Origin of the sequence: Liquorilactobacillus satsumensis (genome assembly GCF_964065465.1) — a bacterium.
GTDB lineage: Bacteria > Bacillota > Bacilli > Lactobacillales > Lactobacillaceae > Liquorilactobacillus > Liquorilactobacillus satsumensis.
The window spans coordinates 1,602,970-1,628,371 of sequence record NZ_OZ061606.1; the positions used below are offsets into that span (position 1 = coordinate 1,602,970).

Sequence of the window (25,402 nt, forward strand, 5' to 3'; positions counted from 1 at the left end):
TAAAACTTCAAAGATGCCTAGTGTAATAAGTGATCTTTTTATTTAAGCATGCAACTTCCCGATCAAACGCTAAAATTAATTTAGTTCTTCCGCTGTCTATCAGGGAATCCCAGGCCTTAAAACTGTTTTTTAGAAAAAGTCAGCAGCATGTTTTTTTAAATATAAATAATAAATTGGTAGCACCAGTGCAACAATGCTAAAAAGTACCAGCAATACTAATACTATGTAAAAAGAAGCTTTAAAAGTGATTGCAGCTAAAAAAATAATTATTGGAATTGTGTTTAAGACCGGTATTTTTCGCAAAAATTTCGCAGGGTGATAGGTGTTGGTCGAAATAGCTTGCGTATTGTTGGTGCTATTCTTATGTAATTTTTTATACTGGTTTGACTTGTGTTTAAAGCTCAGGATGTTCTTGCTTAAGTTTTTTCGCATTTTAAACATTTGAAATAAAAGTATGAAAAAAGAACAGCACATATAATCATGAAGTCCAAAATAGTAAAAAATAGTTGAACTAATGACATCACACACCCCATTTGTTATTTTAACTTAGTATATCAAATAAGGATTAACTGCATCATTAATTTGTGTGTTTAAGCTGTGTCTTTCAACTCCATTTGCGAGTGGACAAGCAATCAAACATGAGTATGCAATTATTATTGCTGAAATTTTCTATAAAATTGGGACAAGAAGGACTATATCTCATTAAAGGTGCTGGTGTGGCTTCAGAAGCTGTTACTACTGGAATTGTGATGCTTACAGTGATACTAAAAGGATAAGGTAAACTGAGCTCTGATAATTTGCAGAAGCGCACCGCAAATCATAACAATATTTAAAAGTTCAAATGCTTGTAATGAATTGAAGGTTATCTTTCTGTTTAATCCTGCAATTTTTTGATCAAATTGCAGGATTAATTTATTTTTTTCATCATTACTAGAGCTAAGCTTGTTTTTTAGAAAAAACTCTGTGTCATGTTTTTTTAAATATAAATAATACACTGGTAGCAACAATGCGGCTCCAATAAAAATTATAAGCAACGCTATACTTATATAAAAAGGGACTTCCAAAAAGAATGTGCCTAATAAAATGAATGTTGGAATCATGTTTAAGCCGATTATTTTTTGCAGGGACTTCGCAGGCTGATAGTTAGCAGCTGTAATAAAGTTAATGCTTTTTGAATCAGAGATACGATGTTCATTTTTGAACTGGTTTAACGCTTGCTTGAAAATTAACATATTTTTTCTTAAGCTTTTTCGCATTTTAAACATTTGAAGTAAAAGTATAAAAAAAAGAACAGCACATATAATCATGAAGCTCAAAATAGTAAAAAATAGTTGACTTAGGGACAATGTAAACACCTCGTTTATTATTTTAAAACAGTATAGCAAATAAGTTTCGCTTTTGAAATGTAATTTGCGTGTTGATTGTTTCCTAGATTAAAGATTGCTCAACACAGAAGACTCTACGACTTGTAAAGCTTTTTGCTTTTAAAGCGTTGACAAAATTAAAACCAGAAGATTTGCGTACTAACGTGGAACTACGATCAACGTGCAGCCCTTGTCATAAGTAATGTGAAGTTAGACGAAAAATTTTGACTTATGGAACACGTTTATACGGAATAAAAGGGTGTGTGTCAAAAGTTAACTTTTGACACACACCGATGTAACTTACCATCTAAATCATCCACTGAGCGGCTAAGCTTACCGCCCACCACCACACTACTTATAGCATTTCTGATGAAAGTGGCAGCAATTATTATAAATTTTAAGATGGCTTTTTAAAACAGCTAGGTCAGCATTTCTTATCGCTTACTGGTTCGACCAAAGAAAAAGGAAACGATTAGGACCAAAATAACTGCCCCAATGATGGATGGGATCAGCGCCATTCCGGCTAACGATGGCCCCCAAGTGCCTAATAGTCCTTGACCAATCCACGCGCCGACTAAGCCAGCAACGATATTTGCAATCCAACCCATGGCTGCTCCACGATTAGTGATTGCACCAGCAATAGCGCCAATGATAGCGCCAACAATTAATGACCAAATTAATCCCATAAGATATCTTCTCCTTTAGTTAACACGACTAGGTTCATTGTCAGGCGTTACTTTATCCACGCCTTCATTTAATGTTTCCTTCGATTTCTTTGCACCCTTGCTAACTGCTTCCTTCGTTTTATCGGTAGCATCACTAACACGGTCTTGCAGAGAAACTGAGTCTTTTTCATGCTGTTCCCTTGTCTTGACATCGACAACATTCACATTGACCTCAATCACTTCTAAGTCGGTCATCCGCTTCACCTCACGGACAATGACGTCCTTGATTTGATCGTATATTTTTGAAATGTCAATGCCATATTCAGCGACAATGTCGAGATCGACAGCCACTTGTTTTTTACCAACTTCGACATCGATGCCCGCTGTAACATCGTTAGTATTGACTAATTTTTCAGCAATATTAGAGAAGAATCCCCCATCTACGGTTAGCAAGCCCTTCACTTCAGAAAGTGCGATCCCAATGATCTTTTGGATAACCTTATCTTCAAAAGTTAACTCACCTTTAATGCCTGGCTTTTTGTCGGGAATTGTTTTTGAATTAGATGTTCCATTTTGCATAATTTTTTCCTCCCTTAATTTAAATAGTTACTTGAATAGCTTTGATAAGACACCAGTTTTCTCAATGTAGTAACCAACTGCGATGCCGAGTGCAACGAAAATTAGAATCACCAAGGTTTTAAGGAAGCCAATGGTGATGATAAGAACCGCAAGGAGTAGGCCTACGAGTCCGCCAATGATGGGCCAACGATAGGCCTTGATGAGTTCGGTCACATTATCACCTCCTAAATAACGCGAGACTGTTTCATATTAGACTCAGAAGCATTAAAATTTACGAGCCGAATCGTGATCGCTTTTTGCTTTGAAATGCCAAGACAGGTGCGTAAGTCCTCCTTAAGTTGATTCAAGAAAGCCGCCGTATGTTGTTTTGCATTTATCGAATTTAGCAGGTCGCCTGAGATTTTGAGCTTAATTTTATTTTGTGACAACTTGGCAGACACCCTGGGATTTCCGATAAAAGGCTCTTGTTGCAGCGCCGAAAGAGTAAAGTTTTCAATGGCCTTTTTACTAACTGTGACCTGCCCATCAGCTTTTTGATGGAGATACAGTGAGCGCGCGCGTGGCCAAAAGAGAGTGATAAATAAGAGAAACACTAAAAATGTCGCCAGAATAACCCCACTCCAGAAGAGATATAGTGGTTCGTACTGAGTCAACCAGTCAAAGTGAAACGATATAGGAGTAGTTCCAACCGCAGCTGCCCAATTCTGCCAGATCAGTGCAATTGATAAGGGGGCCGCGAGAATGATACCTACTACTATTAGGATCTTAAATATAAGTCGCACATTATCACCACCTTTACATTTACAGTATAACAGAACACATAAAAAGCTTAGAACTATATGCATTTATATATGACAAGCGCTTACCCTCGGGCTTTTTTTTAAATAAAATATTGTTTTCTCCCATTAGAGACCTGCAAGTGAGTTAATAAATTACGTGCTTTTTTTTACATACAAGATGGTAATGAAACTATTGAAAGCAGGGGCGGGTGAATTTAGGACAAAGAGAATGTGAAGAAGAAGGAAGACCCAAGCTTATCTTGCAAACAAGCCCACAATTTAAGGTAAAATGAGGGATGAGTAGTGGGACCTATAGATTATTGTCCTAGCAACGTATTTTTTCAAATTAAGTTATTTCAAAAGTGGAGGGATAAAAATGCAGGAACGCTTTATTGCTGCTAAAGATAATATTACTTGGCACATTTATGAGGATGGAAAAGAAACAGCGCCCACAATTTTTCTGATTGCAGGTTTTCCACAAAGTGCTTATGCGTGGCGTAAAGTCTGGCCGCTTTTAGCCAAACAATATCATGTTTTAGCAATCGACTTGCCTGGTCAAGGATATTCAAGTGTTCCACGATCAGGATATGATACGAAAACAACCGCGCACAGAATACATGAATTAGTTATTCAATTAGGGCTAAAAAAAATTTTATATGTTGGTCATGATGTCGGAAGTTGGGTTGGTTTTACCTACGCACACCTATTTCCAGACGATCTTTTAGGTATTACGCTGATTGATGCAAATATTCCTGGAGTAACATTACAAAAACAAATCCCACTAGACGCAGAAAGTTGGCGAAGTTGGCATTTTCTATTTAATGTTATTCCTGATTTACCTGAAGAGTTATTAAAGGGTAAAGAACGGGTTTTACTTGAATGGTTCTTTTCTAATAAGGCACGTAATTGGCGCACTGCTTTTACAAAAGAAGATATTGCTGAATATGTACAAGAATATCGTCAATTAGGAGTTATGCGGGGAATGCTTGGGTATTATCGTGCCGTTTTGGATGATTTTAAGATTAATGAACCTTTATGCACCAAAAAAATAGTCATTCCGCTTCTTACAATTAATGGTGAATTCGGTTCATCACGGGATCTTTTTGAAAAACTAAAAACCTTAGGAAAATCAGTTAACGGAAGAACGATTAAGGAATCTGGACATTATATTCCAGAAGAGAAGCCGGCTGACTTAGCTGCACAAATTCTAGAGTTCATTAAAAGCTTAGTTTAAGGATGAAGTAGGGCTCTATGGCATACAAATCTCTCTTTAAAAATATTGAAATAGTAGCCCTCAAACATCTTAATTATAGATATTGGGGGCTACTAGTATAATTTAAATTTTTTTATTTTGGACATTTTCTTTCATATTTTTTCAAAATAAAAGATCTATGTCATTAAAAAATAACTTTCTAAGTTTGTATTGTATCACGTAACAGCTAAAATCGATTTTACAGTGCTGTATCTTAAAGCTTTTTTTCAAATCCTTCCATTGGCGCAAACGTATTTTTATAGTCTTTATAAACCGCTGGATCGTCTGTAAAATGCATAACAGAATAAAAACTTTTTCTCAAATAACTCTGCATAACAGGCGGAATATTTAATTCATCCATGTCTAGGGGACTAATTTCTGTTCGAATACTAGCTAAGTCATTTTTAGCAACTTTCTGTACCCAATTGTGGTTCTCTAATAAGTTCACGACCAACAGCGACTAAATCAGCACCTTCAGCCATTACAGCTTCAGCATCTCTAGGTGTTTCAACTGATCCAACTCCAATAAGAGGTAAAACACCTTGAGTATGTTTTGCAAACTGAGAAATTAGTGAATTTTTATTGTTTGGATTATTCAATGATGTCCGTTTATAGCTACCTATTGAGAGGTGAATATAGTCAACACTGTCTTTAATTTGGTCAACAAAAAACAGGGAGTCTTCTAATCGAATACCTGGTGTCTCAATCTCTTCTGGAGAAATTCTGTATCCTACTACAAATGGTCTCTTGCTATATTTTTTAGCAATTTCTTTTACCTTATTTATGACTTCTAGTGGAAATTTCAAACGCTTTTTCCTTGATCCACCCCATTCATCTGTTCTTTGATTAGAGTTTTCTGAATAAAATTGTTGTAATAAATACGTATTAGCTCCATGAAGTTCTACGCCGTCGAATCCAGCTTGAATAGCTCGTTTAGTAGCGGCACCAAAATCAGAGATAATTTGCTGAATTTCAGCAGCAGTGAGAGATCTTGGTACTTCAGAATTTGTTGGATAACTGGCTGCAATTGCACTAGCACTAACTGGTTGTGTGCCCCTGAGAATCGAACTATTAGCTTTACGACCTGCATGAAATATCTGTAAAATTCCTTTAGTCCCATCTTTATGAATAGCTTTTGCTAATTGTGTTAATCCCGGTATCATCTCATCGTGAGCGACCGATAGTTCACCTTCAAAACCCCTTCCATCATCACTCACATTTGCTACACCAGTCAATATCATTCCTGGTCCTCCTGCTCGAGTTGCATAGTATTTAATTTCATCGGTGGTAACCATCCCATTGTAAAAGCTTGTCATTGTTGTCATAGGTGACATTACTATATGATTTTTTAGTTCTAGCCCATTACTAAATTTAAATTGTGATAAAAATGTCTGTGTTGTCATCTAGCTAACTCCTTTAGTTTTCATTAGATTTTATTTATTACATGTGATAGTATACTTTTTACAATTATATAAACAAGTACACACAAAAAAGTATTATAGGTACTAAAAAGTTCCTATTGTGTAACAAAGGAAGGTTAATGATGGAAAAAATTTATCATATTGGGGTAGAAGCCACATTAGATGTGATTGGTGGTAAATGGAAACCAATTATATTATGTCATCTAGGCAATGGGCCTATTAGGACCGGTACGTTAAAACGCTACATTCCGAATATTACTCAAAAGATGTTGACCCAACAATTGCGGGAGTTGGAAGAAGATAGAATAATAACACGTAAAATTTACAAACAGGTTCCCCCAAAAGTTGAATATTCTTTAACCGATGAAGGCAAAACTTTGAGAGAAATACTTGTAGCAATGTCTATTTGGGGTGAAAAAAGAGTAGCAAATCTACAAGCTGAAGGTCAGTCAGTAACCTTGTTAGCTAAAGATCATAACGGATATCTAAATTTTTGAGAAAAAATAATAGAAATGTGAGTTGATAGTATTTAATGCAGCAGCACTGCTAAAAGTAATAAAAAGAGAGTGTGTGACATAAGTCGGGAAAATTTGAGTGCTAACTCGAAATTACGAACACAGCGAGTACTTTGCTATGAGTAATTCGAAGTTAGACGGAGAATTTTGACTTATGGAACACGTTTATCCGGAATAAAAGAGGGGCTGTGACAAAATTTTACTTTTGTCACAACCCCTTTTTATTTAGTCACGTTCTAATTGCAGATTAAGCTTAATGGTCCGTTAGGCGCTGTGCCACTTTTTCCCAGTTAACAATGTGCCAAAAGGCTGCAATATATTCAGGGCGTCGATTTTGGTACTTCAAATAATATGCATGTTCCCACACATCCAAACCAAGAAGCGGTTTTTTCCCGGAAGTTATTGGAGAATCCTGATTAGGCAGCCCTAGAATGCTTAAATTACCTTCTGCATCTGCGACCAGCCATGCCCAGCCAGAACCAAAAACTCCTACAGCAGCTGCGGTAAATTCTTTTTTAAATTCAGTGACACTGCCAAAAGCAGTTTCAAGCTTCGCTAAAAGAGCACCCGTGGGAGCGGTGTCAAAAGAAGGTGTTAGACTTTCCCAAAATAATGTATGGTTAGCGTGTCCCCCGCCATTGTTTCTGACTGCTGTTTTTATGTCAGCTGGCAGCTTTTCCAAGGTTTGCAGGAGTTCGGTCAGTGAATAGTCAGCAAGTTCGGGATGTCCTTCTAATGCCTTATTTAGCTTGTCCACATATGTCTGATGATGTTTGTCATGATGCAGTTGCATCGTCTTTTGATCGATATACGGTTCAAGTGCATCGTACTCGTAGGGTAAAGCAGGAACTGTAAAGGTCATTTTTAAAACCCCTTTCATTTTCCGAGAAAAGCAACTTGTTTACTTGAAGCGTAACTGAAGTGGACAACTTTTTCCATTAAAACGCTCATTTATTGCTTAACCTACGCGTAACAACACTAGGAAAACGCTCATTGTAATCACGGCTAAAAGTGTACTGACGAGTTGTGTTGAAGCCATCTCGTCTTCATGCAGATGATTTTGAATGCCTAACATACTGGGCATTGCAGCTGTAGGAATCGCCAGGGTGGCAATTACCATCTGCTGAAAGTGAAAGCTCTCATGAAAAAGTAGCATGATTCCCCATACAACTAAGGGTAGACCAATGTTTTTAAGCAAAACGTTAACCAAGACAGGAATCGTCAGATGAAATTTTTGAGTATAAAGCATAATGCCAATGGAAAAGAGCGCCACGCCCCCAGCAGCTTGACCTAACTCACTAAAGAGCGGCTGAAACCTAGTTGCAAGATGAAAGCCTGTTAAATTTAATGTAAAACCGAGGATAGGAGCCCAGACCAGCGGCTTTTTTAAAGCACTCAACAGACGTTGTTTAGCAGATGCTGCGCTGCCAAAAGTATCCTTTTTTTGTGCCTTTGCAACTGATAACAACAAAACACTCAGTGGAACTTGAACTAGATTGAGATACAGACCGCAAATTGCAACCAAAATAACACTATCTGTGCCTCCAAAAATAATTGCTAATACAGAAGTTCCCATGAACGGCACAGAGGGGCACGCAACAGAAAGCGCACGTAAGACTGCTAGCCCTAAATTGCTGCATAAATAGTTATAGAGGATAATTAAAATCACAAAAACCAGCAACATCCCGACGCCTAGCCAAAGAAATAACGGCAAGTCATGAATAATGACTTCCCGTTGAGTTGCTAACAGTCCACCGAAAAGACTCAGTGGGAGCGCGTAAGACATTACAAGATCAATGAAAAGTTGGCTAGCATTTTTATCAAACTGTTTTAGCAGTCCTGCCAGATAACCCAGTGCAAGTGTAAAAATAATCGGTGCAATCGCAACAACTAACGTAAATGACATGAGCAACATCCTCTTTATTAAAATATGATTAAAAACAGCTTACCACAAATTGGCTTTTGGAATGGTTAAAATCAGAAATGAACGGAATAAAACTGGAAATAACGCTGAAAAGTATGTTAAAGCGGATTTAAAGTTACGAAAACAAACTGGCAGTAAAGAGAACTTGCGGTGAGGATGTTGTTTGAAGTCAACTATGATTCGCGTTTTGAGATCAGTTTACCGTTGCTAAAGTAGAAATTGTAACTTTTTGTTGTAGTGGCCTTGTCTTGATAAGTCAGCACTGAATAGGAGGTTGAACTACTGCGAAGTTCGTATGCTCTGCGCGGTTCGCCCAACATCTTGATGACATCGGCGTAAGAAATTCCAGTTTGTAGTGCATCAAATTGGGTACTTGAGATTTGAGTGCCTGCAGTGATTGCACGGCTGAGCATCTTAGTTGTGATGCGCTCACCAGTAGTATAAACCGCAAGATAGGCATTTTTGAGAGGCGAGAGGTACCACAGATAGCGGGCACGTTCTTCACCAGTTGTTTTTGTTTTTTGCGAGCTGTCAGGACGTCCCAGTTCTTTAGTCAGTGCAGCGACTGTAGTTCCTGCAGTCTCAAGGCTTGAACCGGCAAGTTTGATACTGTTGAAGTCGGTAATCGAGAAAGGTTTTTGGGTCAACTGCTTTTTAGTGAATTTTTTATAGTTTTTATTTTCAACCTTCACAAATTTATTTTTCTGCAGCAGGGCTTCACTTTTTTCTAAACTGATTTGTTTATTCTTAGAACCTGAATAATACATTCCTGGAAGGCTTTTTATCTTCTGTAAATTGACCTTGGTGTAATCAATACTCAATTCTTCACGTGCATAGTACTTGTGATACGTGATTTTTTCGTGCAGCCCTTTAATTCCCTGATACTTTTGTGCGAGCGGGTTCAATATACGTTTAGCCCCTGCTTTGTTGGTAACTCCGAGTGCGGAATAAAGAATTGTACTGTTGGTGGTTTGACGTGTGACCCGATCTTTGCGAGCGTAATACGTTAAACGCAGATCAATGCCACTGCCGAAGCGTTGATAAGTAACCTGTTTTTCTTGGAAAAAACTACAGCCGGCCAATAATCCTGTCAAAAGTACGACTAACAAGATGAGCCGTGTAACCTGAAACCTTTTCATTGTGAGCTCCCCCTTTGTAGATCGCTTTTCCCCCTTTTGTTAGCCTTATTTTATCTGAGAAGTGCTGATTTTAACAAGTTAATAGCCTACAAAAGGACTGTTGTGAAACGCACAGGAGTGGGTGCAAGTTTAATTATAACTAGCGCTTTATTTTGGCAAAGGTTAGAATGAAATTGAAGGTTAAGCTGCTTAATAATTTCAAAAATTTGTGGTTGCAGATCTTTTAGCACGTTAATTAAAAAAAGAGGTCTTTTAAATGATATGGTTATGGTTACATTTAATAACATGGGGGATTTTACTGGGAGTGACATTTGGTGGCTTAACAGGATCTGCCACCAGAGCAGTGCGTTGTATAATGATTGCACGTGTCTGTTATCTGGTTGCAATTATCAGTGGTATTTTTTTATTAGAATTTACATGGCAGCGTGCTTTGTTTTTGACAATTATCAAAGTGCTTGCAGCGTTTGGCCTACTTGGATTAATTGAGGTCGCGTTTGCACGGAAGTTGCGTGGCACGCTTTCAGGCACAATGCGTTGGTTAACCTTTGGAATGTGTGTGTTGGTTGGGATAATTGGGTTGATACTGGCACACGGGCATCCCTTCATATAAGCATTAAAGAAAATAAAAGTGCAGCAGTTTTTTTGCCAGCAGGCTGCTGTGATATAAGGAGAGCAAGAAGAGATGAGACAAGGGATCCCAAAGAACCGCAAATTATGCTTACAAGCTGCCGGTATTGTTTTAGGCACACTGCTCTATGCTGTTTCGATTAATTATTTTTTGCTGCCAACACGTTTAGGAGAAGGTGGAGTTGTCGGGTTAACAACAATTGCGTACTATACACTGGGAATTGCTCCTTATCTGACGAACTTTGTCTTGAATGGCGTGCTACTGATTGCGGGATATCGTTTTTTAGATAAACGGACAACGTTTTTATCATTGTGGGCAATTTTTTGGTTGTCGGTCTTTTTAAAATTACCGGTAGTCGCCGTGTACCATACCAGCCAGACAATCATTCCAACGGTTGCGAGCGGTGTTTTGACGGGAATTGCTTTGGGAATTATTATGCGTTGTGGTGGAACGATTGCAGGTAGTACAATTCTGGCGAAGATTGCCAATCGCTATCTGGGGATTCAAACGGGAACTGCAACTTTGATTCTTGATTTGAGTGTTGCTTTGCCGATGGTTTTTATTATCGGGTTCCAAAATATGTTACTCACGGTTTTTGAACTCTATCTTTCAGACATGTTATTGAACCAGTTTATTGCACGTGTAGGGGCAAAAAAAGCAATTTTTATTGTCTCAGATGCGCATGCAGCGATTGCGGCGGAGCTTTCTGAGAGACTGCAACAGGGCATCACGGTTCTAAAAGGCGAGGGTTTCTATAGTGGCCGCGAACGCACCTTGCTGTATCTCGTTTGTACACCGGCTCAAATTGCAAAAGTTGTTCCGATTGTTGAAAAGGTGGATGCAAATGCCTTAATTGTCGTGGAACATGTTCGAAGTGCGCGTGGATTGCAGATGCATCAGTTGCTATAGCTTAAAGGAATATTTTATTAAGAAATAATTAAAAAAACGTTGACAAGTTACTGACTCACGATTATAGTTATCATCAAATTCAAATTGAAATCTCATTAACAGTATTTGATTGGCGTGCTAGTTTGTGTGCTGGATAAATACTAGCGGACTATTTCAGTTTGAAACTTTTTATCAAAATGATCAAATGAAGCAATTAATTTAATATAATTATGCGTTGATGAGAAGAGTAGGCTATCGAGTAGATTTAAAGCGAACGCCGTTAGTGAAAGGGCGGAATCAAAAAATAGTTGAAGATGAACTCGGAGTTGAACGGTTACCAGTGCAAGCTGCATACCCGTGCGGACACGATACAGTCCCAGGCATCAGCAGGTGCTGGCAAGGTATAAACAGTGATGTTTGTATAAATAACGGGTGGTACCACGAAGGTTTTCGTCCCTGTACATTTTTTTGTATAGGAGCGAAAACCTTTTTTGTTTGCGGTTAAAACAAGCAGCAAAATAGGTACGCATGAATGCATAAATTATAACAAGGTCCGGAGGTGAAACAGCAAACTGAATTTTTGAGGCAGAGATTAAAGTACAAAAATAAAGGAGTTAAAGCTTAATGGAATTTACAAGATTGTCCGGTGCAACAGGACAGGCAGCACAATTAACCGCACTATTGCATGCTGCTTACGCTGCAGATGAAGCATTACAAATTCATTTTGGAGCCGCAAAGGTTAGGGCTGAAGCCGTTGCACAACATATTGTCAATACACCGACCTTTGTGCTAACAGATGAACAGCAAAATTTGATTGCAACGGTTTCAGTCCGCTTACCTTGGGGAAATGACCCCGGGCCGTTCAAGCTTCCGCATTTGGGATGGATCGCGACTAATCCGGAATATCAGCACCATGGATATGCAAAGCAAATAATTACGCTGGTAATTGAGCAATACATCAAGGAGACGTTAAATGCTCCAGCAGTTAGTTTGGGAACGGCGCTTGAACATCCTTGGCTGCGGCAGGTTTATCAGTCGTTAGGTTTTATACATGTTGCAACAGTGCGCAAGTTTCCAGATCATCAAACTGCATATCTTGTAAAAATTTTGAATAAAGAACAGGCACTCAAACTTAATGATTCTTATTTTCAAACCGTCCTTGCCAAACCAGTCAATAATCCGTAAAAAATGATGATCGCTAAACAATGGTCAGAAACAGGGGGCGGACTTAAAAGCTTATTTTGAAGGACGATTTGATGAGCAAAGCGTTTGCTTGAAAAGAGGAGGTATTGTGATGAAATGGAATCCAGTTCGATTGAGTCCGGCAGAATATGTGAATGAGGCAGGAATTTTAAGACAACTCAGACAGATTTTAAGTGCAAAGGGGTATCAAAAACCATTGGTGCTAACAGATCAAAGGGTTATCCAGGCTACGCGAAAGTATCTGCCTGCGGGTTTCTATGAGCAGGAACGTGTGCTTCTTTTTGCAGGAAGCTGTACTGATGCAGAAGCACAGCGGATTACGCAGTCTGTTAAAGATGAAGACGTGATAATTGCTTTAGGTGGAGGGCAACTGCTAGATACTGCAAAAATTGTCGCCGCTCAGACCAAGACAGCGCTAATTAATATTCCCACTGTTCCCTCAAATTGTGCTGCAATTACCACTAAAAGCATGATTTATACAGAAAAAGCCCATGAATTGTGCGGGCGTAAGCGACATGCAGAACCGGTTAACTTGGTCCTAGTAGATCCACTGTTGTTAAGGCATGCACCAAAGCAGTATCTATTGTCCGGCATTGGAGATACTTTAGCAAAATGGTATGAGATTCGCCGGCGTTTGAATGTTCCTGCAGCTCAAGGAGCAATTTTAGAGATTGCTAGAAAGGCAATCGAAATTACACGAGAACGGACTTTGGCGATTAGCGACTTAGATAAACTTGATGAACAGACTTTTTCAGCGCTGTTAGATACAATTTTTTTGGTAGCTGCTTCTGTAGATGGGTTCGCTGCAGCACGCGGGCGTAGTGTAGCAGCACACAGCTTTCATAACAGTTACTTAAAAGCTGTTGCTCATCCAGTTAAAACGCATGGCGAGATTGTGGCCTTTGGAGTATTGGTACAGTTAGCAATTGAAGCAGAGTACACTGAGTTAGCAGAATTATTGGAGTTTTATCAGCGCATTGGTTTGCCAACGCAGCTTGCAGAACTGAAGTTGCAACCCAAAACCGCTGTGATTCACGCAATTGCGACAGAGATGGTTGCTCCCACAAATCTTAGAATTCAGACCGTCTATCCTAACTTATCCGAGGCAAAAGTCTTTGCAGCCATCAATTCGTTGGGAGGTGCACGTGAAAATGCAATTTAAAGCATCTCAACGCATTGCACAAGTAGGGCAGAAATACTTAGCTATTCAGCAAAAACAAATCCGTTCTTTGGAAAAACAAGGAATGAAAGTCATCAATTTGGGGCGTGGAAACCCAGATCAGCCCACTTTTCCGCAAATTGTTGCGAAGGCCAAAAGCGAACTGGAACAGCCGCAAAATTACGGGTATCCACCTTATGGCGGTAATGAAAATCTGAAGGCAGCTATCCGAAAATTTTATGCGGCTGAGTATCAAGTAACCCTTGCAGCTGATGAAGTGACTGTTTTTAGCGGGTCCACAGCAGCCTTGACGGCGCTACCGATGGCTTTGGCTAACAGTGGCGATGTCATTTTGACGCCTGATCCGGCTTTTTTCGGATATCATATTGGAATCACCATGAGCGGAGCCACAGAATGGCGCATGCCGCTACTGGCAGAGAATAATTACCTGCCGGATTTGAGTTTGATTCCGCCAGAAATTGCACAAAAGGCTAAGTTAATGTTTTTGAATTATCCGCATAACCCGACTGGAGCGGGTGCTACATCAGAATTTTTCGAGCGGGTCGCAGCTTTTGGGTTGCAGCATAAGATCGCCATTGTACATGACTTTGCCTATGCTGATCTTTCATTTGCAAAACCGGCACCTAGTTTCTTGCAAAGTCGGCGGGCAAAAGAAACTGGAATTGAGATTTACACGCTATCTAAGACGTTTAACATGGCGGGTTGGCGCTGTGCCTTTGCAGTGGGGAATGCTTCAATTATTAAGTTATTGAAAACCTATATTCAAAATTCTGTCGGTGGAACCTTCAATGTTGTTCAAAATGCTGGGAGCTTTGCATTGCTTTCACAAAAGAAACAGCGGCAAAAGCTGCGTGCACTTTATTCAAAAAGGCGAAGTGTCATGCGAGTATTGGAAGAAAATGGTTTTGCTGTAGCACATTCAGCTGGAACTTTTTTTAGCTGGGTAAGACTGCCAGCAACGATCAAAGATGAGCGTCAATTTGCAGCCGAACTGCTTAAACAAAAACAGGTGGCGGTTGTTCCCGGGAGTGCCTTTGGCAAAAACGGGCAAGGGTATTTTCGAATAAGTTTAGTGACTTCAACGGCAGTTTTGCTTACAGGGTGCAAACGAATTGTTGAATTTGTAAAAGATTATCACGAAGGGAGTGGACAATTTGACTGATGTTTTGGATTCACAGCTCTTACAAAATAACTTTAGTACCGCAGCGATGAGAATAATTTGGAGCGATCAAAATAAAATAACGCAGCAGTTAAAAGTTGAGGCTGCTCTTTCAAAGATTGAAGGTCAGCTAGGAGTGATTCCGCAAACTGCCGCAAAAAAAATTGTGCAAAGTGCTAAAATTGAGAATTTTAGGATCGAAGAACTTGCAAAACAAAGTGCTGAAAAGCGGCATTCATTAATTGCCTTAATTGATCACTTGCAGGTTTTAGCAGGAACCACAGCTGGGGAATATGTGCATTATGGCGCAACGACCCAGGATATTGTTGATACTGGGACTATGCTACAGGTCAAACAGGCATATGAATTGCTGCAAAAACATAGTGTTCAACTTCTGACAGTTCTTTCTCAGCAGACAAAACGTTACCGCCACACTTTGATGATTGGGCGGACACATGGGATTCAAGCAATTCCAATCACCTTCGGCTTTAAATTAGCGATTTGGTTAGATGAGCTGCTGCGAGATCAGCAACGCCTAGACGCGCTAGCAACGAATCAGCGATTTGTAGGGAATCTCAATGGTGCTGTGGGTACGTACGCCGCTTTTGGACCTCAAGGACCAGAAATTGAACGCAGAGTATTACAGGAACTGGGACTAGACGTTCCGCTGATTTCCTGGCAACCTGCGCGTGACCGTTTCTCAGAATTTGCTGCTGTTTTAGGGATCTATTCAGGTACGTTAGGCAAAATTGGGCATGAATTATTTAATTTGATGAAAACTGAAGTTAATGAAGTCTGGGAACCATTTAAAAAAGGTGAGATTGGTTCATCGACGATGCCGCAAAAACGTAATCCGGCTTTGCTTGAAGGCTTAGCAAGCTTAACGCAACCAGTCTTTAAAGATGTTGGGCTGATGCTGGAGTCAATGCTGATTGATGGTGAACGGGACGCCATTCACTGGCGGAATGAATGGGTAGTTTTACCTGAAATTACCAACTACTTGGATGCACAGTTAGTAAATGCTACCGCGATTCTCTCTGGCCTGCAGGTTAACGCAGAGCAAATGCGCAGGAACCTTGAATTACAAAATGGGTTGCCATTTGCTGAACGGATTATGTTCCAGCTCGGGAATGCTGTGGGAAAACAAACCGCACATCAATTAGTTTATCAAAGTGCAATGAAAGCAATTGAACAGCATCTTAGTTTCATCGACGTCTTATATGCCGAAGATAAAGTAAGAACTAACTTTTCTAAAGCTGAGCTGCTTAGCTGGCTGGACGCTACGGCACAACTGGGAAGTCTAGAAGAAAAGATCACAGCGGTTTTAAAAAAGGCAGCTGCAATTACACAGCACAAGGAGGCAGAGCTAGAATGAAGCAAAAAAATGGACTTAGTTATTTAGTGTTGCTGTTGGCTTTAATTTTTGTGCTGGCAGGATGTTCAAAGGCAGCTGGTAGCCAAAAGAAGACGATCAGAATTGTGACGACCGGAGTCAGTTTTCCAGGCTCTTACAAAAAAGATAATCAACTACAAGGTTTTGACGTGGACGTTGCCAAGGCAGCGGCTAAGAAAATTGGCTATCAGGTTGAATTTAAAACAACTAGTTTTGACGGATTGTTTGGGCAACTGCAAAGCAATAAAGTAGATGCAGTTGCAAGTAATATTACGATTACGCCGGAACGCCAGCAGCAATTTTATTTTTCAAAACCATATGGCTATTTTAAATCAGCAGTAGTAGTCAGCAAGCAATCTTCATTGACAGCTTTGCAGCAATTGAAGAATAAAACGATCGCGGCGACAGTAGGCTCGATTCAAATTCAACAATTAAAAAAGCTGTCATTTCCAACAAATGTCAAAACCTATGATGATCGTGAAGGGGCTTTGAATGCCGTTATTAATCAGCAAACAGTTGGCTATTCTAATGCACGGGCGATCTTGGCGGCATTAATTAAACAAAAGAAGTTGCCGCTAAAAATTCTAAAGGGTGATTTTGCACCTGAAAGAATTGCGTTGACCTTTAATAAGAATAGCCAAGGCAAAAAGTTACAAAAGAAATTCAATCAGGCACTTGGCGAGTTACAAAAAGACGGCACGCTAGCAAGGCTTTCGAAAAAGTATTTTTCTGGTGTCGATGTGTCACATGAATAATCATAAAAAAACAGGAAGGGATGATCAGATGAGTAAGAATGCATGCGCATGGCAGCCTCAACTTGAAACAGCTGAACAGGTACGTGACAAAAGTTTTGCGACAGGTGAATTGCCGCTTGAAAAGGGACGCTATACATTAGTTTGGGGTGCCTTTTGTCCATGGGCGACTCCCGTGGCAATTTTACTGGACTTATTACACTTAGATCAGGTGATTGGCAAAAGTCCAGTGTACGCATTAAGGCATACAGGGGTTGATAATGATTGGTTTTTTGGGGAACAGGACAGTGAATTAGATCCACTGTTGCAGATTAACCGATTGTCAAAAAGTTATCAAAAAACAGAGCCAGCTTTTACTGGGCGTGCAAGTGTTCCGGCTTTGGTAGATCTTAAGACTGGAAAAGTAGTTAATCACTCTTCGGCTCAATTACTAAGCGAGTTATCCAGACAGTGGAAAAAGTTTATTCCAAAAGATGCACCAGAGCTTTTTCCAGTTAGGCTAGAGACACAGATTTTACAGACTAATCAGCAAATTATCACTAACTTAGCGCAGGTTAGCGGCCAAATCGAAGAAAGTGCCACACAGGAGGAATATGAACGTTTAGTGGATCAATACTTTGATCAATTGGCTGTTTTTGAAAAGCAGCTTGAAGCGCAACCGTATCTTTTAGGGCGTCAGCTTACTTTAAGTGATCTTCTTTTGTTTGTCCAATTAGTGCGGTTTGATGTAGTCTATTATTATAAAAATAAATTGAATAAGCAGCCTCTATCTGCTTTGCCGAATTTGTGGCATTACGCTAGGAGATTATATCACCTGCAAGCTTTTAAACAAAATACAGATTTTCTCGCAATTAAACAGCATTTTTATCAAGGGACACAAGTAGTTGCAGGCTTTTCTAATGTCTTGCCGGTTGGACCTGATGTAAGCGCGTGGGAGTCGAGATAACAATTCAAATAAGCAAGGATAAAATAAAGTTGAGCAGCTCAGACAAAACATGTGTTTTGCCCGCACTGCTCAACTTTATTTAGAAATAACATTACTAATCATTTTTTTGATTGCTAGCTTGTTGTTTATCAGCTTGGTTTTCTTCAAAATAATTTTGGAGACGTCGCAGTTCATTAACTTGCGACTCAATAGAACCCAACATCTCTGTTTGAATTTTTTGAATCTGTAAAATATTGGGCTGATCTTGCTGAATCAGGTGATCAATCTTTGAATGCAAGACTCGAATCTCTTCTTCAGACTTTAAATTGACATGATAATCGTTACGTGATTCCATCCGATCATACTTCGCAGCTCGATTTTGACTCATCATAATAAATGGAGCTTGAACCGCAGCTACCATACTTAAAAAAAGATTAAGTAAAATGAAAGGGAAGGCATCAAAATTTATGCCAAACCAATGGAACGTATTTATTAAAATCCATAAAATCATTAGTGAAACAAAAGAAATAATAAAGGGCCAACTACCCCCGAATTGGGCAACAGCGTCCGCTACCCTCTGACCAAATGTCAACGAGTTTTCCAATTGCTTCTGGACATCAACTACCTCGTAAGCGTCTTTTTCCATGACCCTCGTTAGTTTTTGATTAATCCGGCGGTTTTGCCGGTAGTCCTTTGCAATCATCTGATCCATTTTCTGCAAACGATAATGAACCAGATGCTCACTACAAATAAAGTCTTGGTTTGCTGCCTTTGGAAAGTCCCGGCGAATCAACGCTTTAATAGAACCATCCAAATCTTCCAGGAAAACGCCATCTATTAAATCATAGTTTTTATGATCTACTAGACAAAAAACTGTACGCTTTTGTTCCATGAGATAAAACACCTCAATTACTTAAAATGCGCGTACAGCAAAGCTCGCAAGTGGGTTATCTTCCCCAGCTGTTAAGCTTTGCAAATGCGCGGGACCATCGTCGTTTGAAGAACATATATGATTATCTGACATACTAACCCACCTGCCTTTCCTGGAAACCAAGTTACTTTGCAATCATATTTAGTATAAGGGATGATTATTTTAATGTCAAACGGCACACGTAGAAAGAAACCTTCAATCCGCTTAAAAATTGCTGCAATTTTATAATTTATTGTGACAAAAAAACGGTCAAACGAGAGTGTGACATAAGTCGGGAAAATTTGAGTACTAACTCGAAATTACGAACATAGCGAGTACTTTGCTATGAGTAATTCGAAGTTAGACGGAGAATTTTGACTTATGGAACACGTTTATCCGGAATAAAAGAGGAGCTGTGACAAAATTTAACTTTTGTCACAGCCCCCTTTAACCGCTTTTTAGATGTGGATTGTTTGCGCCTAACCGCAAATTACGCATAGACACAGCCCGTCTATTTTGCAATTTAACGGTTACTGCTCAAAGGCTGGAAGTTGGGTGTCGGCACTTCTTTCATAACGTGCTCCACCCCGCAACCTCCTGAGCCTAAGCCAAAATTACGCGTAACCAAACCCGGGTTACTTTGTAATTCAGGACTTAGTCTGCGGCGGTTGGACGCAGGTTGTCGGCACTTCTTCTGTTAACGTGCTCCCAAAGGCAGGTTTTTGTGTTTAGCATGGATCACACCGGTAACAAGTGCAGTTACCATTGTGATCCGACGCTAAGCCTCAAAACCTAGCGCCTTTTTATGCACTTCTATTAACGTGCTCCCCAAGGCAGGTTTTTGTGTTTAGCATGGATCACACCGGTAACAAGTGCAGTTACCATTGTGATCCGACGCTAAGCCTCAAAACCTAGCGCCTTTTTACGCACTTCTATTAACGTGCTCCAAAAGGCAGACCTTTATGCTTAGCTTAGGTAACAACGGTAACAAGCGCAGTTACCCTCGTTACCTAGCGCTAATCTTCAAGGCCTCCCGCCTTTTTACGCACTTCTTCTTTAAAGCCCCTCCCACGCAGCCGATGAAATCGTCGGGAACAGGTGAATCAACCTGCCAACCTGTGCAGGATCTAATTTGAGTTCAAGTGCCGGCAAGAGAGCATTAATCACATCTTCAGCATGTTCGCTGATTTCAGTTGCACCAACCAAATGATGTTCTTTATCAAACAGCAAGATATTCTCACCATACTGTTCACGCTCAACATGGCGATACCAATTATCCAAAACATTATGGTGCACCTGCGAAATAGCTGCGTCTTGTGCCGCTTGTACCGGTGAAAGACCAAGCCGTGCGATTCGAGGTGAAGAAAAGACCACGGAAGGAATTGCAGGGTAGTCAATTGGAGCAGTTGTTGTTCCGGCAAAGAGTTGTTGCAGGTATTTTGATTCAAAAATTGCGGTAGGTGTCAAACGCGGCTGCTTTTTCTTGATTACATCACCACTAGCGTAGATATTAGGCACTGTGGTTTGTAAGTGATCATTTACAATAATTCCAGCCTCATCATAAGCAACACCAAGTTCAGTTAAACCCAATCCCTCAGTATTGGGGTTTCTACCAGTTGCATCAAGAATCCAATCAGCCGCAACTGTCTCAGTTTGATTATAGTGCACCTGTTTGACCCCGTATTCCTCCGAAAATGAAGTTACCGTTGTGTTTTTAATAAAAGTCACACCACGTTTTTCCAAAAGTGCCAAAAGCTTTTGCACGAAAGGCTGATGGAATTTACGCAAGGCCTTATCTCCGCGCAACAAGACCGTGACCTGAGCGCCAAACGCGTTGGCAATGGTTGCAAATTCTAGACTAATATAGCCAGCCCCGATAATTACGATCCGATGTGGCAATTCCTGCAGATTCATAAATTCACGACTATCATGAGCAAGCTGTCTGCCAGGGATGTCTAGTCGATGCGGATGCAGACCGGTTGCAATCACAATTTTTTCCGCAGAAAGCTGTTGGGTTCCCACAGCGATCGTGTGCGGATCGATAAAGTGTCCGCGTCCTTTAAACAAAGTGACACCTGCATCTTTTAACAAACCAGCGATAAAACCAGGCAGATCCTTAATAACCTCGTGTTTGTGAGCAACCGTAGCATTCCAGTTGAGTTCCAGTTGTGGGGAGACGAGTCCTTGCAAAGCAGTTGCAGTTTGTTGCAGGGCAACCGGAGCATCTAAAGTGATTTTGGCATTGCATCCACGATTAGGACAAGTTCCTCCAATTAAGCCGCTTTCAACAACCGCAACCCGTTTACCAGTTGCAGCTAGCGGAATGGCACCGTCAAAGGTTCCATGACCGCTGCCTAAGTACAAGACATCGTAATCGAACTCTTTTGTTGACATCCAAAGGCCCCCTTTTGCAGAATAGTTGATTATAAGACTACAATAGCGCAGGGGAGAAAACGAAACAAAAGAAATGCCTGTAATTAATTACTGCTGAGTGCTGAAAAAAGTAGTGGCAAAATCTTTGTAGAAAGCGCAGGCTTTGAGGTAAGTTTCCAGAACAACATACTCGTTGCTTTGGTGTGAAACATTAGCTCCTGGACCGATTACAATGCTGTCAAAGTCTCCACGCGCTTGCAAGAATTCCGCACCATCATTTGCACCTAACTCGCCTGCGATCTTTGCCGGATGACCCCAATGTTTTTGATAGACTTGCTGTGCTAATTGAACCAGATTAGAATGCGGATCTCCTGGAATAGCTTCTTCTGGAAAACTATAACTGAGCGTCAGGTCATAACCAGGTTGCTGATTGAGGGCTGCAACGATTTGTTCCAACGCAGCAAAGAAGACTTGGTTGGGATATTGCGGAATTGTTCGGATGTTGCCCATTAACTCTGCATAGGAAGGGACGCTGTTAACTTGTTCACCGCCAGTAATCTTAGTAATACTGTGTGTATTTTTTCCTAAAATGGGGTCGGTTTGATCAAACGCTGCCAGTTTTTGCTTTGCCAAGCGATAAAAGGTTAATAGGTTGTCAATGGCATTAATTCCATCTTCCGGACGCGCACTATGGGCAGCCTTGCCATTTGAAGTTACCCGATAATCAATAACTCCACGGGCAGTGTAGACTATCTCCTGCATGTTATCAGTCGGTTCCGCGATTAACAGGCCTGCCAAATGATCAGCATAGCCAGCAGCTGTAAGCTGTGCTGCACCGTATTCGCCAGTCTCTTCGCCAACAGTTGCTAATAGCCGGATTCTGCCGTTTAGCTGCGTTGAGTCTTCAGCCAGCTCAAGTAAGGCAACTACCAGAGCAGCCAAGCCGCTTTTCATATCAGCAGCGCCGCGGCCATAAAGACGACCAGTTTTGATCACAGGCTGAAACGGTGGGGTTGACCAGTCACTTTCCTTACCTGGTGCAACAACATCCATGTGACCGCTAAAACCCAGCAGTGGTCCTGTATTTCCAATGGTTATCACAAGGTTATCTCTGCGAGGAGCGTAGGTAACGGTTTCACAGGTAACATGCGGTAGACCTGCAAAAAGTGATTTTATGTAGGCGGCGACTGCTGCTTCATTGTCATTGACAGAAGCAAACGTAATCAGTTTTTTAAGAATTGCTATTTTTTGTGTATCTTGCATGACTTACTCTCCTTTTACCGACGTTAAGCCGTTATTTTATCAAAGTATAGCATGCTATACTAAAAGAAAATAGCCAACTTGATAGAGTAAGCTAGGATGCAAAAGATTGCTAATGGAGTAACCAAGCGTTCAGCGCCATAATTGTATTTTAAAATGAGAGGGAAAACAAATGACTAATGACATTACTTCTGAGCTGCTTTCCTCTGTAGTAAGTGGCTTTATCGATAGAAAAACAGAACATGCAACAGAGGAGTTTTCACCGCGGCTGTTGCTGAATCAAAAGGATGACACTGTCTGGGATCATCTCAGATCCGAGTTGCAAGCTTGTTCGCAGTTTATCTTTGCCGTGGCTTTTATCACACCGGACATGTTGGTTCCGCTCAAAGTAGTGCTGGCTGATTTGGCTAAACGTGGAATCAAAGGCAAAATTCTTACCTCAGTTTATCTTTCATTTAATCGTCCGGAGGTTTTTGCTGAATTGTTAAAGATTCCCAATGTTACAGTTCGAATTTCAACACAACAAGGCTTCCATGTTAAGGGATATTTATTTGAACATCAGGGCAGCTATGATTCGCTGATAATTGGCAGTTCTAATCTGACGCGTACAGCTTTATTAGCAAATTATGAATGGAATCTGCGTTTGACGTCTCATCAAGATGGTGAACTGACGCAGCAAATTCGTCAAAAAATCAGTGAAGCCTGGCAGACAGCACTACCGCTGACTTCGGAATGGCTGGCTGATTATACATTGAATTATCAAGCACCCTTGCCTGACGCTGGGCAAGCTGGGCGCTTTTTGCAGACTGAAAGGGCAGCAGAAACAATTATCCCTAATAGAATGCAGCAGGAAGCTTTGGCAGAATTACAGCAATTACGAAATGACGGTGGGGAAAAAGGGCTGGTTATTTCGGCAACTGGAACCGGGAAGACGTACCTAGGAGCGTTTGACGTGCAACAGTTCAGACCGCGCAGAATGCTGTTTATTGTGCATCGTGAACAGATTCTAAAAAGAGCAATGCAAAGTTTTTATAAGGTGTTAGGCGGAAAAAAGAACGAGTATGGAATTCTTTCAGGCAATCATTTTGAAAGCAATGCAAAATATCTGTTTGCTACCATTCAAACGCTCTCTAAACAAGCAGTTTTAGCACAATTTAGCCGGACGGAATTTGACTATCTCCTGCTTGATGAAGCTCATCGCGCAGGGGCTCAAAGTTATCGGCGGGTTTTAAAATATTTTCAGCCTCTTTTTTGTATGGGAATGACAGCCACTCCTGAACGAACTGATGATTTTAGTATCTATGAGTTATTTGATTATAATCTTGCGTATGAGAATCGTTTACAAGATGCACTGGAGGAGAATTTGCTGTGTCCATTTCATTATGTCGGAATTCAGGACTATGAATATCAGGGGAAAGTGATTGATGAGCAGACCCCTTTGCGGCGCTTAGCCTCTAATGAACGAATTGATTATGTGTTGCAGCAGCTAGACTATTACGGATACAGCGGTCAAGCGGTTCATGGATTGATCTTTTGCAGTCGCAAAGATGAGGCCAAAGAAGTTGCACGCCTATTGAGTGCAAAGGGGCATCCTGCCACAGCTTTAAGTGGAACAGATACGATTGCACAGCGGCAAGCGGCGGTCAACCATTTGGAGCAGGGGGCACTTGAGTACTTAGTAACCGTGGATATTTTTAATGAAGGTATTGATATTCCATGCATTAACCAGGTAGTGATGATGCGCAGTACACAATCGAGTATTGTATTTATTCAACAGCTCGGACGCGGGTTGCGTAAAGCGCCAGGCAAGGAATTTGTCACAGTGATCGATTTTATTGGCAATTATAAAAACAATTATCTAATTCCGCTGGCGTTGACGGGAGATAAAACACGGAGTAAGGACAATGCACGCGAAGAGCTCGAATTGCAGCCGACTATTGGACTTTCAACCATCAATTTTACTGAAGTTGCGCGCGCACGAATATACGAGACAATTCAAGCAGTTAAGCTGGATGCACTCGCTTTTTTGCGCAAAGATTACCAGCAGCTAAAGGAAAAACTAGGCAGAATTCCATTATTGCTTGATTTCCAAAAGTTTGGGGGAACAGATGCTGCAGTGTTTGCAGATAATCACTTGCTTGCGAATTACTATCATTTTCTGTTAAAGATGAAAGAAGATGTAGTTTTAAGCAAATTTGAGGATCAGGTGCTGAGCTTTGTTACTAAAGAGTTGCTGAATGGAATGCGCCAACATGAGTTGCTTTTATTAAAGGTTTTGCTTGAACACGAAAACGTGTCACTTGCTGAATTTAAGCACTTGTTAAAAGAACATCATTGTTATTGTGACCAAGCAACTTTGCGGTCGGTGCTGCAGATCTTGAATCTAAGCTTCTTTAAAGTGAAGGCTGGCAAGCGGCTTAAAGCTGACAACTATGGTGGTAAACCAATTGTTAGCTTGAATGCTGCCGGCTACCACTTAAATTCCACAATTCGAGCTTCTTTACGCCAGCATGGCTTATTTGCACGCCTTTATAAAGACGTTTTGCAGACTGGTCTGTTAAAAGCACGGAAGTATCAGTCAGAGCAACCGTTTACGTTATTACAAAAATATACACGCAAAGATGTTTGTCGCCTTTTAAACTGGGAAAAGGATGTTAGTGCTCCGTTATACGGCTATCGTGTTGGCAAAACAGCCTGCCCACTTTTTGTAACCTATACAGCAGAAGAATCTGCCCAAAAAAGGAGTGCGAATTATGAAAATGAGTTTATCAATACTTCATTGATTCGGTGGTATACACGCAGTCCGCGGCATCTTTATTCGGATGAAGTGCAGCAATTGTTGCAAGTTGATGAACAAGGTAAAAGAGTCGTTAAACTGCACCTTTTTATGAAGAAAAGCGATGCTGAAGGAAAGAATTTCTTTTATTGTGGTGAATGTAAGATCGAGCCTGGTTCGGTTAAAGAAGAGCTGATGCAGCTGCCGCATAAAAAGCCGCGGGCAGTTGTTTCGATGTTGTTGCGGCTACAGACACCGTTGCAGTATCGCAGATTTTTATTATTAACAGGAAAAAAATAACGTGCATCTTGATATTT

General features: G+C 40.6%; 22 protein-coding genes and 1 pseudogene. 11 read left to right on the forward strand and 12 right to left on the reverse strand.

All coding sequences use genetic code 11. The features are described from left to right. Positions 1-764 precede the first annotated feature (764 nt). The 5 genes from AB3Y88_RS07435 to amaP form a co-directional block, all read right to left on the reverse strand. Positions 765-1,346, reverse strand: a complete 582-nt coding sequence (locus AB3Y88_RS07435; RefSeq protein ID WP_228889859.1) for a hypothetical protein — start codon at positions 1,344-1,346, stop codon at positions 765-767. A 452-nt stretch (positions 1,347-1,798) separates the two neighbouring features. Then, entirely contained in the window at positions 1,799-2,050 is a 252-nt protein-coding gene (locus AB3Y88_RS07440) for a GlsB/YeaQ/YmgE family stress response membrane protein (protein ID WP_056960528.1), read from the reverse strand. 15 nt (positions 2,051-2,065) lie between these two features. Beyond that, complete coding sequence (locus AB3Y88_RS07445; protein ID WP_228889853.1) at positions 2,066-2,608, reverse strand: Asp23/Gls24 family envelope stress response protein; 543 nt, start codon at positions 2,606-2,608, stop codon at positions 2,066-2,068. 27 nt (positions 2,609-2,635) lie between these two features. Further along, the gene (locus AB3Y88_RS07450; RefSeq protein WP_054757929.1) at positions 2,636-2,821 is read right to left on the reverse strand and encodes a DUF2273 domain-containing protein; all 186 of its coding nucleotides are present in this window, start codon (positions 2,819-2,821) and stop codon (positions 2,636-2,638) included. A gap of 11 nt (positions 2,822-2,832) precedes the next feature. Beyond that, positions 2,833-3,390 carry an alkaline shock response membrane anchor protein AmaP gene (gene amaP / locus AB3Y88_RS07455; protein ID WP_228889849.1) on the reverse strand — a complete coding sequence of 186 codons (558 nt, stop codon included), beginning with the start codon at positions 3,388-3,390 and terminating at the stop codon, positions 2,833-2,835. A gap of 373 nt (positions 3,391-3,763) precedes the next feature. Between amaP and AB3Y88_RS07460 the strand changes: the two genes are divergently transcribed. Beyond that, positions 3,764-4,621, forward strand: a complete 858-nt coding sequence (locus AB3Y88_RS07460) for an alpha/beta fold hydrolase (RefSeq protein ID WP_228889847.1) — start codon at positions 3,764-3,766, stop codon at positions 4,619-4,621. Between the two features lie 232 nt (positions 4,622-4,853). On the opposite strand, the pseudogene AB3Y88_RS07465 reads toward AB3Y88_RS07460, so the two are convergent. Continuing rightward, positions 4,854-6,042: pseudogene (locus tag AB3Y88_RS07465) on the reverse strand (NADH-dependent flavin oxidoreductase). 140 nt (positions 6,043-6,182) lie between these two features. Between AB3Y88_RS07465 and AB3Y88_RS07470 the strand changes: the two are divergent. Next, on the forward strand, positions 6,183-6,557 hold the full coding sequence (locus tag AB3Y88_RS07470) for a helix-turn-helix domain-containing protein (protein ID WP_228889841.1): 375 nt from the start codon (positions 6,183-6,185) through the stop codon (positions 6,555-6,557). Positions 6,558-6,828: 271 nt separating this feature from the next. Here the strand turns inward: AB3Y88_RS07470 and AB3Y88_RS07475 are convergent, their stop codons facing one another. The 3 genes from AB3Y88_RS07475 to AB3Y88_RS07485 all read right to left on the reverse strand — a co-directional run bounded on the left by AB3Y88_RS07475 (position 6,829) and on the right by AB3Y88_RS07485 (position 9,638). Continuing rightward, positions 6,829-7,437, reverse strand: a complete 609-nt coding sequence (locus AB3Y88_RS07475) for a superoxide dismutase (RefSeq protein WP_228889839.1) — start codon at positions 7,435-7,437, stop codon at positions 6,829-6,831. Positions 7,438-7,533: 96 nt separating this feature from the next. Then, a complete protein-coding gene (locus AB3Y88_RS07480) occupies positions 7,534-8,481 on the reverse strand; it encodes an AEC family transporter (RefSeq protein WP_056960520.1) in 948 nt (315 codons plus the stop codon). A gap of 191 nt (positions 8,482-8,672) precedes the next feature. Next, positions 8,673-9,638, reverse strand: a complete 966-nt coding sequence (locus AB3Y88_RS07485; RefSeq protein ID WP_228889836.1) for a DUF1307 domain-containing protein — start codon at positions 9,636-9,638, stop codon at positions 8,673-8,675. 256 nt (positions 9,639-9,894) lie between these two features. On the opposite strand from AB3Y88_RS07485, the gene AB3Y88_RS07490 reads away from it, so the two are divergent. From AB3Y88_RS07490 to AB3Y88_RS07525, 8 genes are all read left to right on the forward strand, one after another. After that, positions 9,895-10,248: a DUF1516 family protein gene (locus AB3Y88_RS07490; protein ID WP_056960517.1), complete on the forward strand. Its 354-nt coding sequence runs from the start codon at positions 9,895-9,897 to the stop codon at positions 10,246-10,248. 72 nt (positions 10,249-10,320) lie between these two features. Beyond that, positions 10,321-11,175 (forward strand): YitT family protein, encoded by an 855-nt coding sequence (locus tag AB3Y88_RS07495; RefSeq protein WP_056960514.1) that lies wholly within the window; start codon positions 10,321-10,323, stop codon positions 11,173-11,175. Positions 11,176-11,778: 603 nt separating this feature from the next. After that, a complete protein-coding gene (locus tag AB3Y88_RS07500) occupies positions 11,779-12,339 on the forward strand; it encodes a GNAT family N-acetyltransferase (protein WP_228889833.1) in 561 nt (186 codons plus the stop codon). 109 nt (positions 12,340-12,448) lie between these two features. Continuing rightward, complete coding sequence (locus AB3Y88_RS07505; protein ID WP_056960511.1) at positions 12,449-13,519, forward strand: iron-containing alcohol dehydrogenase family protein; 1,071 nt, start codon at positions 12,449-12,451, stop codon at positions 13,517-13,519. Continuing rightward, positions 13,509-14,699 (forward strand): aminotransferase class I/II-fold pyridoxal phosphate-dependent enzyme, encoded by a 1,191-nt coding sequence (locus tag AB3Y88_RS07510; RefSeq protein ID WP_056960509.1) that lies wholly within the window; start codon positions 13,509-13,511, stop codon positions 14,697-14,699. The genes AB3Y88_RS07505 and AB3Y88_RS07510 overlap by 11 nt, the downstream gene beginning before the upstream one ends. Further along, on the forward strand, positions 14,692-16,071 hold the full coding sequence (locus AB3Y88_RS07515) for an adenylosuccinate lyase family protein (protein WP_228889830.1): 1,380 nt from the start codon (positions 14,692-14,694) through the stop codon (positions 16,069-16,071). Before AB3Y88_RS07510 ends, AB3Y88_RS07515 begins: the two co-directional genes overlap by 8 nt. Further along, the gene (locus AB3Y88_RS07520; protein ID WP_054757938.1) at positions 16,068-16,844 is read left to right on the forward strand and encodes a transporter substrate-binding domain-containing protein; all 777 of its coding nucleotides are present in this window, start codon (positions 16,068-16,070) and stop codon (positions 16,842-16,844) included. Before AB3Y88_RS07515 ends, AB3Y88_RS07520 begins: the two co-directional genes overlap by 4 nt. Before the next feature lie 28 nt (positions 16,845-16,872). Further along, positions 16,873-17,787, forward strand: coding sequence for a glutathione S-transferase C-terminal domain-containing protein (locus AB3Y88_RS07525; RefSeq protein ID WP_228889827.1), 915 nt, complete (start codon positions 16,873-16,875; stop codon positions 17,785-17,787). Between the two features lie 94 nt (positions 17,788-17,881). On the opposite strand, the gene AB3Y88_RS07530 is transcribed toward AB3Y88_RS07525, so the two are convergent. From AB3Y88_RS07530 to AB3Y88_RS07540, 3 genes are all read right to left on the reverse strand, one after another. Then, positions 17,882-18,658, reverse strand: a complete 777-nt coding sequence (locus AB3Y88_RS07530; RefSeq protein ID WP_054757940.1) for a DUF1003 domain-containing protein — start codon at positions 18,656-18,658, stop codon at positions 17,882-17,884. A 1,074-nt stretch (positions 18,659-19,732) separates the two neighbouring features. Next, the gene (locus tag AB3Y88_RS07535) at positions 19,733-21,070 is read right to left on the reverse strand and encodes an NAD(P)/FAD-dependent oxidoreductase (protein ID WP_228889824.1); all 1,338 of its coding nucleotides are present in this window, start codon (positions 21,068-21,070) and stop codon (positions 19,733-19,735) included. A gap of 87 nt (positions 21,071-21,157) precedes the next feature. Continuing rightward, the gene (locus tag AB3Y88_RS07540; protein ID WP_228889821.1) at positions 21,158-22,312 is read right to left on the reverse strand and encodes an ArgE/DapE family deacylase; all 1,155 of its coding nucleotides are present in this window, start codon (positions 22,310-22,312) and stop codon (positions 21,158-21,160) included. Between the two features lie 169 nt (positions 22,313-22,481). Here AB3Y88_RS07540 and AB3Y88_RS07545 point away from each other — a divergent pair, with 169 nt between their 5' ends. Continuing rightward, positions 22,482-25,385: a DUF3427 domain-containing protein gene (locus AB3Y88_RS07545; protein ID WP_228889818.1), complete on the forward strand. Its 2,904-nt coding sequence runs from the start codon at positions 22,482-22,484 to the stop codon at positions 25,383-25,385. Positions 25,386-25,402: the final 17 nt, after the last annotated feature.

What these genes read in the sequence shown, in the direction of transcription:
- AB3Y88_RS07440 (WP_056960528.1), bottom strand. Translation starts at nt 2,050, where the DNA reads ATGGGATTAATTTGGTCATTAATTGTTGGCGCTATCATTGGCGCTATT.
- AB3Y88_RS07445 (WP_228889853.1), bottom strand. Translation starts at nt 2,608, where the DNA reads ATGCAAAATGGAACATCTAATTCAAAAACAATTCCCGACAAAAAGCCA.
- AB3Y88_RS07460 (WP_228889847.1), top strand. Translation starts at nt 3,764, where the DNA reads ATGCAGGAACGCTTTATTGCTGCTAAAGATAATATTACTTGGCACATT.
- AB3Y88_RS07470 (WP_228889841.1), top strand. Translation starts at nt 6,183, where the DNA reads ATGGAAAAAATTTATCATATTGGGGTAGAAGCCACATTAGATGTGATT.
- AB3Y88_RS07475 (WP_228889839.1), bottom strand. Translation starts at nt 7,437, where the DNA reads ATGACCTTTACAGTTCCTGCTTTACCCTACGAGTACGATGCACTTGAA.
- AB3Y88_RS07480 (WP_056960520.1), bottom strand. Translation starts at nt 8,481, where the DNA reads ATGTCATTTACGTTAGTTGTTGCGATTGCACCGATTATTTTTACACTT.
- AB3Y88_RS07485 (WP_228889836.1), bottom strand. Translation starts at nt 9,638, where the DNA reads ATGAAAAGGTTTCAGGTTACACGGCTCATCTTGTTAGTCGTACTTTTG.
- AB3Y88_RS07490 (WP_056960517.1), top strand. Translation starts at nt 9,895, where the DNA reads ATGATATGGTTATGGTTACATTTAATAACATGGGGGATTTTACTGGGA.
- AB3Y88_RS07495 (WP_056960514.1), top strand. Translation starts at nt 10,321, where the DNA reads ATGAGACAAGGGATCCCAAAGAACCGCAAATTATGCTTACAAGCTGCC.
- AB3Y88_RS07500 (WP_228889833.1), top strand. Translation starts at nt 11,779, where the DNA reads ATGGAATTTACAAGATTGTCCGGTGCAACAGGACAGGCAGCACAATTA.
- AB3Y88_RS07505 (WP_056960511.1), top strand. Translation starts at nt 12,449, where the DNA reads ATGAAATGGAATCCAGTTCGATTGAGTCCGGCAGAATATGTGAATGAG.
- AB3Y88_RS07510 (WP_056960509.1), top strand. Translation starts at nt 13,509, where the DNA reads ATGCAATTTAAAGCATCTCAACGCATTGCACAAGTAGGGCAGAAATAC.
- AB3Y88_RS07520 (WP_054757938.1), top strand. Translation starts at nt 16,068, where the DNA reads ATGAAGCAAAAAAATGGACTTAGTTATTTAGTGTTGCTGTTGGCTTTA.
- AB3Y88_RS07525 (WP_228889827.1), top strand. Translation starts at nt 16,873, where the DNA reads ATGAGTAAGAATGCATGCGCATGGCAGCCTCAACTTGAAACAGCTGAA.
- AB3Y88_RS07530 (WP_054757940.1), bottom strand. Translation starts at nt 18,658, where the DNA reads ATGGAACAAAAGCGTACAGTTTTTTGTCTAGTAGATCATAAAAACTAT.
- AB3Y88_RS07535 (WP_228889824.1), bottom strand. Translation starts at nt 21,070, where the DNA reads ATGTCAACAAAAGAGTTCGATTACGATGTCTTGTACTTAGGCAGCGGT.
- AB3Y88_RS07540 (WP_228889821.1), bottom strand. Translation starts at nt 22,312, where the DNA reads ATGCAAGATACACAAAAAATAGCAATTCTTAAAAAACTGATTACGTTT.
- AB3Y88_RS07545 (WP_228889818.1), top strand. Translation starts at nt 22,482, where the DNA reads ATGACTAATGACATTACTTCTGAGCTGCTTTCCTCTGTAGTAAGTGGC.